Raw genomic sequence first — 13,119 nt, forward strand, 5'->3', positions numbered from 1 at the left:
ACTTCCCGATCAGCGGCGGTATCTGCAGCGCTCGCCTGCGATGGCGGTGGGGTTAACCGACCACGTGTGGAGTTGGGTGGAGTTTCTGACTCACTCTGCATACCACTGAAAAATGGAGTCACTACCTCCTGCCGACGAGATCCTCGAAACCGCACCGACCCCGCTTGACCCGTCCCCCCGCAGCACGCAGCGCGAGTCGCGAGCGCGCCGGAAGTGAGGAGGCATCTCGACCCCGACCCCATCCCAGCAGCGCCAATCACCATGCCTTCCCCCGCTTGCGGGAGGGCAGGCGAGTTTTACGAGCCGGGCGAGGGCCCCAAACGAAAGGCCCGCCTCAACCGAGACGGGCCTTCGCTACATCAACCTTCTCTACATCATCCCTCGTCCAAGCCGAAGCTTACGGCATCGCGTTGCTGTGGCCGCTGAGGCCGAAGGTGGCGACCCAGCCCTTGCGGTCCACGCCGTCGCTGCTGCCGTTGTTCAGCCGGCCCACGCCCACGGTCAGCGGCCCCAGGCCCAGCCCGGCGGTGAGCATGCTGCCCTTGTCCATGTCCGTCGCCGCGCCCACGCGCAGCGTCACCACGGGAATGCGCTGCTCTACGCCCACCGACAGGCTCTTCGCCCACAGGCCCTGAAGGCGCGAGTCGTCCAGCCGGTTGCGGTAGTCCGCCGCCACCTGCGTGCGCGGCAGCGCCTGCCAGGCGGCACCCAGCTTCACCACGCGCGAGAAGTCCGTGCCGTCGAACAGGTTGGCGGCGAGCGCCTGCTGGATCGCACTGGCGGTGGCAGCGTTGTAGTCCGTCTCGCTCTGGTCGTAGCGGTCGCTCACGTCCAGGAAGTCGCTGTGCTCGAAGTCGTTGCGGTTCAGCACCAGGCGGCGGCTGCGCAGATCCTTGTTCCACTTCATGCTGCTGGCCACGTTCGCCACCGCCGCGCTCAGGGTGAGCGTGGGGACGGGCTGGAACGCGGCGCCCACGTCCAGCCCGAAGCCGTGCCCGCCGGTGGCGCGCACGTTCTCGTACGTGACGTTCACGTCCTGCGGCACCGTGACCGTGGCCGGAGCGCAGACCGTGGTCACCGGCGTGGCCGAAGCCGTCGCGCAGTACGTGGGGTTGCTGAGCCGGGCCGACGAGACCGAGCGGCCGATGTAGTAGTGGCCGGTGGCGCCCCGCGACACCGGCCCGAAGCGGCGGCCGTGGCCCAGCGCGACGTCGATGTAGCTGGTGCGCTGGCCCGTCGTGTTGCCCACGGAGTAGTTGGTGCGGCCGGGCTGGTAGCCGTTCAGGAACAGGTCCACGATGTCGTGGCCGACGCTGTGGTTGCCCTGGAAGCCGTACGACACGCCCACCGCGGTGTGGCCCACGGAGATGGCGGCGATGGGGATGCGCAGGTCGGCCTGCACGTCGGTGCCGTTGGGGATGGCGGCCAGGAGCTCGGCGGCGCGGGCCGGGCTCACGTTGTCGTAGTTCCGCAGGTCGCGCAGGTCGTTCACGTCCAGCCCCAGGATGGTGGTGCCGGCGGCGATCTGCGGGAAGGCGACGGACCAGTACGGCGTGCCCGGCAGGCCCAGGTTGGCCGGGTTCTCGAAGAGGGCCTCCTGCCCGCGGGCGCCGGCCACGATGGTGCCGCCCATGCCCAGGGCGCGGGGCACCAGCGGGACCTGCGCGAAGGCGGGAGATGCGCCGAGGGCCGCGGCCATCACGGCTCCGGCGGTTGCGGCAAGGTGAAGTCTCATGCGTGTCTCGTATGCGTTCGGGGGCACCGTACCGCGCCGTGGCGAACGGCGGCGCGGCGGGCCCGCGTGAAGGGCGCGGCATCGGGAACGAGCCGGCACGGCCGCGGAGGAAACACCCGCGTGCCGCAGCGGACGAAAGATAGGGCAAGGGGCGCGGGGCCTCAACCGCTCGTTCGGCCCATGCGGTGCCGGTGTTCCGGCGGGGCTTTCTCGCCCCGCCGCATTGGGGTATTTTACCCTGCTATTTCCGGCACTGAAGCTTCACCGTTCCGCGAGACCCTCGCTTTGCGCATAGAGCACATCCGCAACTTCTGCATCGTCGCCCACATCGACCACGGCAAGTCCACGCTGGCCGACCGGCTGCTCGAGTCCACGCGCACGCTCCAGCAGCGGGAGATGAAGCAGCAGGTGCTCGACAGCATGGACATCGAGCGCGAGCGGGGCATCACCATCAAGCTGAACGCCGTGCGCATGGGCTACACGGCGAAGGACGGGTGCGTCTACCAGCTCAACCTGATCGACACGCCCGGGCACGTGGACTTCACGTACGAGGTGTCGCGCTCGCTGGCCGCGTGCGAGGGGGCGATCCTGGTGGTGGACGCCAGCCAGGGCGTCCAGGCGCAGACGCTCTCCAACCTCTTCCTGGCGATGGACGCGGGGCTGGAGATCATCCCCGTGCTGAACAAGATCGACCTTCCCGGCGCCGAGCCCGAGAGGCGCCGCGACGAGCTGGTCGACCTCCTGGGCGTCGATCCGGAGGACGTGATCTTCGCGTCGGCCAAGGCGGGGATCGGGATCGACCGGATCCTGGAGGCCGTGGTCGCGAAGGTCCCGGCGCCGGAGGGCGACCCGGACGCCGCGCCGCGGGCGCTGATCTTCGACTCGTACTACGACAAGTACCTGGGCGCGGTGCCCAGCATCCGCGTGGTGGACGGGGTGTTCCGGAAGGGCACGCGCATCGGCTTCGGGGCCAACGAGAACGTCTATCCCGTGGACGAGGTGGGGTACCTCCAGCTCGGCCGCTTCCCCACGCAGGAGCTGCGGTGCGGCGAGGTGGGCTACATCATCGCCGGCATCCGGCGCGTGGCCGACACCCGCAGCGGCGACACCATCTACGACGCCGACAACCGGGCGGGCGAGCTGATCCCCGGCTTCCAGGAGGTGAAGCCGATGGTGTTCGCGGGCATCTACCCGACCGACACCGACCAGTACGAGGAGCTGCGCGACGCGCTGGCCAAGCTGCAGCTCAACGACGCCTCGCTCAGCTACGAGCCCGAGACGTCGCTGGCGCTGGGCTTCGGCTTCCGCTGTGGCTTCCTGGGCCTGCTGCACATGGAGATCATCCAGGAGCGCCTGGAGCGCGAGTTCGACCTGGACCTCATCACCACCGTGCCCAACGTGAAGTACCACGTGGTGATGACAGACGACTCGGCGATGTGGGTGGAGAGCCCCAGCGCCCTCCCGGACCCGACCAAGATCGACCGCATCGAGGAGCCGTACGTGAGCGCCCGCATCATGGTGCCGGCGGACTACATCGGCGGCGTCCAGAAGCTGTGCCACGAGCGGCGCGCGGACTTCAAGGGCATGAGCTACCCGGACCCGCAGCGCGTGGAGCTGAGCTACGACCTGCCGCTGGCGGAGATCGTGCTCGACTTCTACGACCGCCTCAAGTCCGCCACGCGCGGCTACGCCAGCTTCGACTACGACTTCGCGGACTACCGCGCCAACCCGCTGATCAAGCTGGACATGCTGATCAACGGCGACCCCATCGACGCCTTCAGCGTGATCCTGCACCGCGACAAGGCGTACGAGTACGGCCGCACCATCGCCGAGAAGCTGCGCGAGCTGATCCCCCGGCAGATGTTCGACGTGGCGATCCAGGCGGCCATCGGCAACAAGATCGTGGCGCGCGAGAGCATCAAGGCCATGCGCAAGAACGTGACGGCGAAGTGCTACGGCGGCGACATCACCCGCAAGCGCAAGCTCCTGGAGAAGCAGAAGGAAGGCAAGAAGCGGATGAAGCAGGTGGGCACCGTGGAGATCCCGCAGGAGGCCTTCCTGGCCGTCCTGAAAGTGGGCGACTAGCCGCAGGTGCGCATCTCCGTCGTTCTCAGCACCTACCGGCAGCCGCGCCTGCTGGAGCTGGCGCTTTGGGGCTACGCCGCGCAGACGCGCCGCGGCTTCCAGCTGGTGCTGGCCGACGACGGATCGGGCCCGGAGACGCGCGCCGTGGTGGAGCGCATGCGGCGCATCTCCTGCCTGGACCTCGTCCACGTCTGGCACCCGGACCGGGGCTTCCGCAAGACCGAGATCCTGAACCGCGCCATCGCCGCGGCTTCGGGCGACTACCTCGTGTTCAGCGACGGCGACACCATCCCGCGGCGCGACTTCGTGCAGGTGCACGCGCGGCTGGCCGAGCCGCGGCGCTTCCTCTCCGGCGGCTACCTGCACCTGCCGCGGGCGCTCAGCGAGCGGCTTACGGCCGACGACGTACGCGCGGGCCGGGCGACGAGCCCGCGGTGGCTGCGCGCGAACGGCTGGCGCCCGGGGCACCGGCGGCTGCGTCTGGTGGGCTCCACGCGCGTTGCGGCGGCGCTGGACCACCTCACCACCACGCCGCTGCGCTGGCACGGGATGAACGCGTCCACCTGGAAGCGCCACCTGCTGGAGGTGAACGGGTTCGACCTGGAGATGGGCTACGGCGGCGAGGACGCGGCGCTGGGCGAGCGCCTGGTGAACCTGGGCATCCGCCCCAAGCGCATCCGCTTCCGCGCACCGGCCGTGCACCTCTGGCACCCGCGCCCGTACTTCGACGAGGAGCGCATAGCCAGGAACAACGCAATCCGCGAACGCATCCGCAGCACGGGCGAGACGCGCACGCCGGCCGGGCTGATGGAGCTGTACTCCGAACTGTCCGGCGACGACGACCCGGCATCTCTCCGCACCGGCGTCTCCGCCTGGCTCCATCCGCTCGATCAGACGGGCGCCGCGGAAGCTTCCGCCATCGCCTGAGCTTGGGGATCGGCGAAGGAGCTCGGCCGTCGTCCGATGATGTGCATCCGCCGGGGCGGGTGAGAACCGCATCGTGATCGGCCGATGTACGGCGGGGATTTGGGTGGATGCGAGGAAGGACGGAGATGCGCGGCATCTCACATCTGACGAACCGCCGTCGTTCATCTTCCGAACCGCGAGCCCTCTGCCGCTGCGGTGGATGCGGCGCGGAGCGAGGCAGGGGCGCGGACGGGACGCGCGGCACGGAACGCCGGCACTGACGAATGCACATCTCGGTCATCCTCACCACGTACGACCAGCCCGCCTTCCTGGAGAAGGTGCTGTGGGGCTGGGCGTTGCAGACGCGGCGCGACTTCCAGCTCGTGATCGCCGACGACGGCTCCGGGCCGGAGACGCTGGACGTGATCCGCCGCGTGTGCGCGGAGTCCGGGCTGACGGCGCTGCACGTGTGGCACGAGGACCGCGGCTTCCGGAAGACGGAGATCCTGAACCGCGCCATCGCCGCGTGTGACGGCGACTACCTGCTGTTCACGGACGGCGACACCATCCCCCGCCGCGACCTGGTGGACGTGCATTACCGGCTGGCCGAGCCGGGGCGCTACCTGGCCGGCGGCTACATCAAGATGCCGCGCGAGGTGAGCGAGGCCATCACGGTGGACGAGGTCCGCTCCGGCCGTTTCACCGATCTCGCCTGGCTGCGCGCGCGCGGGTGGAAGCCCGGGCACCGCGCATTCCGCCTCACGCGCTCGCCCCGCCTGGCGCGCCTGTACGACGCGCTCACGCCCACGAAGACGATCTTCGCCGGCAACAACTCGTCCGTCTGGCGCGACGCGGTGGTTGCGGCCAACGGCTTCGAGGGCGAGATGGGCTACGGCGGGCTGGACCGCGCGCTGGGCTACCGGCTGGTGAACCTGGGCCTCCGCGGCAAGCAGATCCGGCACCGCGCCATCGCCATCCACCTGCATCACGAGCGCCCGTACCGCACGCCCGAGGGCATGCGGCGCAACCGCGAGATCCTGGACGCCATACGCCGCGGCGGCGAGACCCGCGCGCGGCTGGGCCTGGCCGAGCTGCAACCCGACCCGTCGCTGCGCGTTCGCGGCGAACCCCTCCCGCAGGAGACCGCATGACCGCTGGCACGGCCGACAAGCGCTGGATCGTGGGTGTGGACCTGGGCGGGACCAACATCGTCGTAGGCCTGCTCCCCATTGAGGGCGGCGAGGTGCTGGGGCTGCGCACGCTGCCCACCGACTCGGTGCGCGGCGCCAAGTTCGTGGTGGACCGCATGGTGAGCCTCATCGAGGAGTCCATCGCCGAGGTCACGGCGGCGCACGGCGCCACGCGCGAGGCCGTGGCGGGGGTGGGCATCGGCTCGCCGGGGCCTCTGGACCGGAAGACGGGCACGGTCATCAACACGCCCAACCTGGGCTGGCGAAACTTCCCGCTGCGCGACCTGATCTCCAACGCCGTGCATCTCCCGGCCACGCTGGACAACGACGCCAACTGCGCCACGTACGGCGAGTGGTGGCTGGGCGCCGGCCGCAGCGTGCAGACGCTGGTGGGCCTCACGCTGGGCACCGGAATCGGCGGCGGGATCGTGCTGAACGGCGAGATCTTCCACGGCTGCAGCGACATCGCCGGCGAGATCGGCCACATGACCATCGAGGCCAACGGACGCCGCTGCAAGTGCGGCAATTACGGCTGCCTGGAGCAGTACGCGAGCGGCCCCGCCATCGCCACGCGCGCCGTGGAGGGCATCGAGGTGGGCGTGGAGACCATCCTGAACGAGATGGTGCACGGGAAGCTGGAGGACATCACGGCGGCGACGGTCTACGAGGCCGCCGTGCGCGGCGACGCGTTCGCGGAAGAGGTGATGAAGGATACGGCGCGGTTCCTGGGGGCGGGCGTGGCGAACATCATCAACATCCTCAACCCGGAGATGGTGGTGATCTCGGGCGGCGTGACCAAGGCGGGCGAGCGCCTCTTCGCGCCCCTCCAGGCCGAGGTCCGGCGCCGCGCCTTCCGCGCCGCGCAGGAGTGCTGCCAGATCGTGCCCGCGCTGCTCCCCGGCACCGCCGGCGTGGTCGGCGCCGCCGCGGTGTTCAAGAAGGAGAAGTTCGGCGCCGTCTGACGCTGGCAGAACGCGCATTCGGTAGATGCGATGAACGCCCCGCCTCCGAGCTCGGAGTGCGGGGCGTTCGTGTGTGTAGACGTATTCCGCAGAATCGACGCGGTGGCGCGGCAGCACTCGTTTCGCGCAGCCCATTCCCTACCTGCGAACCGAAGAGAACCGGGAACGTGTCCCGAACGGAGTGGCGAACCACCGAGGCAGGTGGATACGTTGAGGCGCTCTCATCCCGCGTCCAACCACTCACTGCCCAGGAGTTGCCGTCATGCGCGTCCGTACAGCCCTCGTCCTCGCCGGTGCGGTGCTGTCCGCCGCCTGCGGACAGCCTTCTCCGACTGAACCGCTCGAGGCCCACCACGCGCGCCGTGATGGGCTGCCAGCGATCGGGTCGGGAAACGTGGTGCAGCCGCCGCTCGCCGACGGACCCGCGATCGGCTCTGGCAACTGAACCATGCGCGTCAAACGCGGAGCGAACGAATCTGGGGCTCAGTGCGGGCGCAAGGCTGCGACCAGCGTTTCCGCGAGCTCGTCCTCCGCCCGCCCGGCGACGCCGGACGAGCTCACCGACACGCTCGCGCGTGCTTCGTTGCGGATGGCCTGAAGGAGTGCGGCGGCCGCGCGCTGCACAGCGCATTCGTGTCGTTCCGTCGCTATGGCCAACGCACGCTCTGCCGCAGCGGCGGCTTGCCGCCACCGCCGGAGCATCATCGCACCGTGGGCGAGCTCGACGAAAGCGGCGGCGTGCCCTTGCCGGTTCCCCGTGAGCGTCAGCATCTCCCACACTTCGCCCCACGCTTTGTCGAAAACGTCTCGAGCCCCGGAACCTCCGGCCGAGCGGCAGATGTTCGCCAGGACGAACAGACGGGGCATCGGCTCCCAGACGTAGCGTAGCAGCTCCTGGAAGATGGGGAGGACGCGCGAGAAGGCGCCCTCATAGATCATCCAGAACAGCGCAAGATCGTTCGCGAGCGCCGGCAGCTTCGGGTGGTGCCGGCCGCGAACCGTGTACGCCTGCCTGCCGTAAGCGGTGCCCGCGTGGGGATCGCCGGACTCGTAGCTCACGATGGAAAGATCGTGCAATGCGTCGCCCCTGAGCTCCGGCAGCCCGTGCTCGCGCGCGGCGCGCAAGGTCTTACTGTGGAAGTGCTTGGCCGCAGGGTAGTCGCCCTTTTGCCGGTACAGGTTCCCAAGACCGGAGAGGGCGCGTGTGTACGTCGTCCAATCGCTTGCGCTCCGCCCCAGCACGATGGCTCGGCGAAACCAACTCTCTGCGCGGGCATGCTGCGCGTTCATGCGCGAAAGGCGCCCCGTGCGATAGGCATTCTCGGCGGCCGTAGGTGAGGCGACCGCGGCGGCCTGCGCGAAGTGAATCGCGGTGCGGATGCTTCCGTTGGATTCTGCCCATTCCGAAATCTGGGTGCAGAGTTGGCTGACGGTTTCCGCATCCGCGTGCTCGTCGCGCAGCTTCCGGTGCAGCACGTGGAGTGGCAACTCGACCCCGCGCGGCGATCGAGCTTCCGGAGGAGGGTCGGAGAAGAGCGCGGAACGCATGCTGGGCTGGACGGCTGCCCACAGCAGAACGTCTTCCACCGTCCTCCAGAGAAGGAATCCGCCGGCTGCGGCGTATTCCTCAAATATCACCGTGGAGGCGAGGATTGGCTCATCTTCGGCCCGCAGCAATGCCGGAGGCGCAAGTGGCGGTCTGTGGCGGTCGCGCTTCGCCGAGGGTTCCATCGCAGTTTCTGGGAGAGGTTCCTCACTCCGGCCGATAACGAGCGATAGTAGGCGCGATTCGGATTCCGAGCAAGCGGTGGCGTGAAATGGGTCAGCTTCCCTGACGCCGCCGGGGATCTGTCACGAATTGAGCGCGGGAATGCTCTCCTCGGATCGACCGTCATTGCTGCGAGGAGTGCTGGCTCCATCTTGGCAGTGCACCAAGGCACTGGCGTACTTTGTCTTTGAACCGCGAAGGAACTGCAACCCGCTATGTCGCCGTGCATTCGGCATCCAGCAGCGCCGGCATCTCCGCTGGTGCACCCGCTCATGGCAGGACTAGAGCGGTTTTCACATCAGTCCAGAGCACAAACTTCTCCGGAATGCATGAAACCAGCCCTATCGTCCCTCTGGACTGATAGGCAAACCGCTCTAGATTCTTCGGTTCTCGGTGACGACGAACGGGCATGGGAGGACGATGCGGCGGCTGGGCGTGTTGGGGCCACTGGTGTGGGACACCATCTGGACGGAAGAAGACCTGCGGCGCGGGACGCCGTTCACCTCGTGGGGCGGGATGGCGTACTCGCTCGCGTCCGCAGCGGCGGCGCGTCCGGACGGCTGGGAGGTGGTGCCGCTACTGAAGGTGGGCGACGACCTGGAGGCGGAGGCGCGCAAGTTCCTGGCGTCGCTGCCGGGCTTCTCGGTGGGCCCGTCGGTCTTCGCCGTACCGGTGCCCAACAACCGAGTGGAGCTGCGCTACCTGGACAATGCCCGCCGCGGCGAGCGCCAGACGGGCGGAGTGCCGGGCTGGGAGTGGAGCGAGCTGGAGCCGCACCTGGCCGGGCTGGACGCGCTGTACGTCAACTTCATCTCCGGCTTCGAGCTGTCGCTGGAGACGGCCAAGCGGCTGCGGGCGGAGTTCTCCGGCCCGCTTTACACCGACCTGCACTCGCTCTTCCTGGGGTGCCCCGGCGCCGGCACGCGCGCCCGCCGCCGCCTGCCGGACTGGGAGCGCTGGGTAGCCTGCTTCGACGGCGTGCAGGTGAACGAGGAAGAGGTCGCCACCCTCGCCGATTTGCCCGAGAGCTGGGCCGACGGCGCCGCGCGCCTCCTCCGCCAGGGCGCGCGCGTGGCGGCGGTTACGCTCGGCCCGGACGGCGCGGGCGTCGCCTCCGCGGCGGGGCTGCCGGAGGATCCGGCGGAGTGGCGGACGGGCTCCGCGAGGGCGGGCGGGGACGAGCCCATCGTCCGCATCTACCCGACGGACCCGGATGGGGCGGGCGACCCCACGGGGTGCGGCGACGTGTGGGGCGCCTCGTTCTTCTCGCGGCTGCTTGCGGGAGATGGGATCGACGCCGCGGCGACGTTCGCGCACCGGTTGGCCGCGCGGAAGCTGGGGCACCGCGGCGCGTCCGGCCTGTACGAGCACTTCGCGCACAGCTCCGGCGGCTGAGCCGTCCATCGACGGAGCAGGCGCGCCGAGGCAGCAGGTGGCGCGACGGCGGGCGCCGCGGCGCATCCGTTGCTTAGCCGGACGCTGGATGGACCCGCCGTTCATCTACCGAAGTCGCCCCATCAGCCTCCCTGACTCCAGGAAATCGCGGATGTTCTTGACGGTCGGACAGCTCGACATCCCGTCGGGAGAGATCTCGGGCGCGATCGTGCAGGGCGTGCTGGAGCGCAGCGGCCACCACGTGCGGCTCGTCTACGGTTCGTACCGCGAGCTGATGGACGGCTTCGTGGGCGGCAGCGTGGACGTGCTCACCGCCGTGTTCCTGCCCCACGCGCACGCGGGCTGGGAGCAGATCCGCGACCACGCGGTCGAGGTGGGCGCGCTGTACTCCGGCGCGCGCTACGTGTGGAGCGTGCCCGGCTACGTGCCGCCCGCGCTGGTGGAGAGCATCGCCGACCTGGCGCGGCCCAACGTGCAGGGCAGGCTGGCGCGCTCGGTGCTGGCCGTGCGGGGCACCGCCGGAGCGGCCCTCTCCGCCAGCGCGGTGCGCGAGTACGAGTTGGCCGGGCTGGGCTACACGGTGGCCGACGAGACGTTCTCGCATTGGATCCGCCGCTGCCGCACGGCCGCGGCGGCAGGGGAGTGGTTCGTGATCGCGCTGCCGCACCCGCACTTCCTGCACGACGAGTGCGGGCTGCGCGTGCTGGCAGACCCGCTGGGCGTGATGGGCGGCGAGATCCGCAGCGCCATCGTGGCGCGGCGGGAGGTGGCGGAGGCGATGCCCAAGTCCGCGCGCGACACGCTGTCCCGCATCCGCATGGACCCGGACACGCTGGTGGACCTGGAGACGCGGATGCACGAGACGCAGGGCACGCCCCGCGCGACCGTGCGCGCCTGGCTGGACGCGCGCCCGGAACTGCTGGCGGAGTGGCGCGGCGCCGCCCGCGACTGACTCATCTTCCAAGACCCGCACCAGCGGGTTTCCGCGTTTTCTGGAGATGCAGGATCGCCTCGCCGCACGCTCTTGGTAACGGCCCGACCTGCGCGTCGGCCCATGGTTGGGCATGCGCTGGAGGACGGGCCGCGCGACGAGGATCGGTGCGGCGGAAGGGCGGGGCACACGCAGCTGCCGCCTGCCGGTGGATGTGTTGCCTCCGCCTTCCATGTCTCGGATTTATCTCAGATGAGTTTGGGATGGTCTTGCAAGGCATGATGTTGTGTTATATGGATGAGAGGATTTCTCTGATCCATCGCCTCGTTCCGAACGCTTGAAGGGCTTTCTTTCGTGCTGCGGCGATTGCTCGCTCGACGTCCGATTGCCCCTCCAGCATTCGCCCTTCGGAGGGCCGCGGCGCCCTTCCGAGCCCGGTCGCGGCGTGTTAGGTTGCCCGGCGCGACCCACCCCTGCTCCCGAGAGAATGACGCGAGTCCTGGCAGTCCCGCCCACCCTCGACGACGCCGCGTTCGACGTGCTGGTGGAGCAGTCCGCGGACGCCGGCGACGAGCGCATCTTGTTCGACGCGCGGCACGTGCGCTGGGCCGACCCGTACGGCATGGTGGGCCTGCTCGCGCTGGGCCGCCACCTGCAGCGAGACGGCGTGAAGCCGCTCATGCAGCTGCCGCTGGACCCCAAGGTCGCCAGCTACGTGCAGCGGATGGGCTTCGTGCGCGCGGCCGAGGAGACGTTCGAGGTCCACAACCCGCCGCGCACCCGCTCCACCGCCGAGGCCAGCAACGTCCTGCTGCCCATCACCGCCATCGCCTCGCACGACGACGTGCACGGGGTGGTCGAAGAGATGAACGAGGGCCGCATCAGCCAGATCCTGGCGGACCAGCTGGGCTACTCGCGCTCGGACGCCATCGGGTTCAGCATGCTGCTCAGCGAGGTGTCGCAGAACATCATCGAGCATGCCGACGCGCCGGGCTGGGTGGGCATCCAGACGTACAACTGGGCGAAGCGCCTGGGCCGCCGCGTGGCCGTGATCGCGGTGATGGACCTCGGCATCGGCTTCAAGGGCTCGCTGGCACGCGAGCACGCGGCGCGCTTCGGCGACCGCTGGAGCGACGCGACGGCGCTGGAGGCGGCCTTCATCCACGGGGTGACGCGCTTCCGCGACCCGGGGCGCGGCCAGGGCCTCAAGCAGATCCGCAAGAAGGTGGGGCGATGGGGCGGCAAGATCGCGATCCGCAGCGGCACGGCGCGCATCGCCGACGTGCCGGAGTGGGACGATGCGCCGCCCATGGCGCAGGACCTGTCGCCCTTTCCCGGCGCGCAGATCCTGATCGTCCTCCCCGCCAAGCAGCCGGCTCCGTAGCGCATCTGTCGAGCACGATGGGCGTCGCTCGTCAGTCGGCGCGTGATCCAGCAGGGACGGTGGATGATCGGCCGACGGAGCGCGAGACGGTAGATGATGAGCGGATGAGCCGTCGATCGACTGCTGCACATCGGCCGATGAAGCCGGCGAATCGAACGGCCGCGCATCTGCGGAGATGAGACGGGAGGCGGAGGTTGCCGGCCGCGCATCTCCCGAAATACGAACGACGTAGCCGCCTCACGCGAGGCATTCACCTTTCCGAGACGAGGACTTCAGATGAAGACCGTGACCTTCGAGACCAACAAGGGCAGCTTCACGGCCGAGCTCTTCCCCGACGAAGCGCCCGTCACCGTGGAGAACTTCGAGAAGCTGGTGAAGTCCGGCTTCTACGACGGCATCATCTTCCACCGCGTGATCCCGGATTTCGTGGTGCAGGGCGGCGACCCGATCACCAAGGAGAAGGGCATCAACGACCCGCGCGTGGGCACGGGCGGGCCGGGCTGGAAGATCAAGTGCGAGACGCAGGGCAACCCGCACCGCCACGAGGAGGGCTCGCTCAGCATGGCCCACGCGGGCAAGGACACGGGCGGCAGCCAGTTCTTCATCGTGCTGAACGAGGGCAACACGCGCCACCTGAACGGCGTGCACACCGTGTTCGGCAAGGTCACGCAGGGCATCGAGGTGGTGCGGACGCTGGCCAAGGGCGACAAGATGGAGCGCCTGACCATCAGCGACGACGCGAGCTGAGATCCGCGCCGCCATG

10 protein-coding genes are annotated in these 13,119 nt (G+C 69.3%); 8 read left to right on the plus strand and 2 right to left on the minus strand.

From position 1 onward, the window contains the following. Positions 1 to 397: 397 nt before the first annotated feature. A complete protein-coding gene (locus VFE05_07415) occupies positions 398 to 1,735 on the minus strand; it encodes a DUF5723 family protein (GenBank protein HET6229878.1) in 1,338 nt (445 codons plus the stop codon). A 285-nt stretch (positions 1,736 to 2,020) separates the two neighbouring features. On the opposite strand from VFE05_07415, the gene lepA reads away from it, so the two are divergent. The 4 genes from lepA (at position 2,021) to VFE05_07435 (ending at position 6,878) form a co-directional block, all read left to right on the plus strand. Further along, complete coding sequence (gene lepA / locus VFE05_07420) at positions 2,021 to 3,820, plus strand: translation elongation factor 4 (GenBank protein ID HET6229879.1); 1,800 nt, start codon at positions 2,021 to 2,023, stop codon at positions 3,818 to 3,820. Positions 3,821 to 3,826: 6 nt separating this feature from the next. Then, positions 3,827 to 4,747: a glycosyltransferase gene (locus VFE05_07425; GenBank protein HET6229880.1), complete on the plus strand. Its 921-nt coding sequence runs from the start codon at positions 3,827 to 3,829 to the stop codon at positions 4,745 to 4,747. A 263-nt stretch (positions 4,748 to 5,010) separates the two neighbouring features. After that, positions 5,011 to 5,877 (plus strand): glycosyltransferase, encoded by an 867-nt coding sequence (locus VFE05_07430; GenBank protein HET6229881.1) that lies wholly within the window; start codon positions 5,011 to 5,013, stop codon positions 5,875 to 5,877. After that, entirely contained in the window at positions 5,874 to 6,878 is a 1,005-nt protein-coding gene (locus VFE05_07435) for an ROK family protein (protein ID HET6229882.1), read from the plus strand. The genes VFE05_07430 and VFE05_07435 overlap by 4 nt, the downstream gene beginning before the upstream one ends. A 483-nt stretch (positions 6,879 to 7,361) precedes the next feature. Here the strand turns inward: VFE05_07435 and VFE05_07440 are convergent, their stop codons facing one another. Further along, positions 7,362 to 8,465, minus strand: a complete 1,104-nt coding sequence (locus tag VFE05_07440; GenBank protein HET6229883.1) for a tetratricopeptide repeat protein — start codon at positions 8,463 to 8,465, stop codon at positions 7,362 to 7,364. A gap of 601 nt (positions 8,466 to 9,066) precedes the next feature. On the opposite strand from VFE05_07440, the gene VFE05_07445 reads away from it, so the two are divergent. The 4 genes from VFE05_07445 (at position 9,067) to VFE05_07460 (ending at position 13,103) form a co-directional block, all read left to right on the plus strand. Next, complete coding sequence (locus VFE05_07445) at positions 9,067 to 10,041, plus strand: carbohydrate kinase family protein (GenBank protein HET6229884.1); 975 nt, start codon at positions 9,067 to 9,069, stop codon at positions 10,039 to 10,041. Positions 10,042 to 10,192: 151 nt separating this feature from the next. Beyond that, positions 10,193 to 10,993 (plus strand): glycine betaine ABC transporter substrate-binding protein, encoded by an 801-nt coding sequence (locus tag VFE05_07450; GenBank protein ID HET6229885.1) that lies wholly within the window; start codon positions 10,193 to 10,195, stop codon positions 10,991 to 10,993. Positions 10,994 to 11,459: 466 nt separating this feature from the next. Further along, positions 11,460 to 12,356: an ATP-binding protein gene (locus VFE05_07455; GenBank protein HET6229886.1), complete on the plus strand. Its 897-nt coding sequence runs from the start codon at positions 11,460 to 11,462 to the stop codon at positions 12,354 to 12,356. Between the two features lie 276 nt (positions 12,357 to 12,632). Further along, entirely contained in the window at positions 12,633 to 13,103 is a 471-nt protein-coding gene (locus VFE05_07460) for a peptidylprolyl isomerase (protein ID HET6229887.1), read from the plus strand. Positions 13,104 to 13,119 lie beyond the last annotated feature (16 nt).

The organism is Longimicrobiaceae bacterium (genome assembly GCA_035696245.1).
GTDB lineage: Bacteria > Gemmatimonadota > Gemmatimonadetes > Longimicrobiales > Longimicrobiaceae > DASRQW01.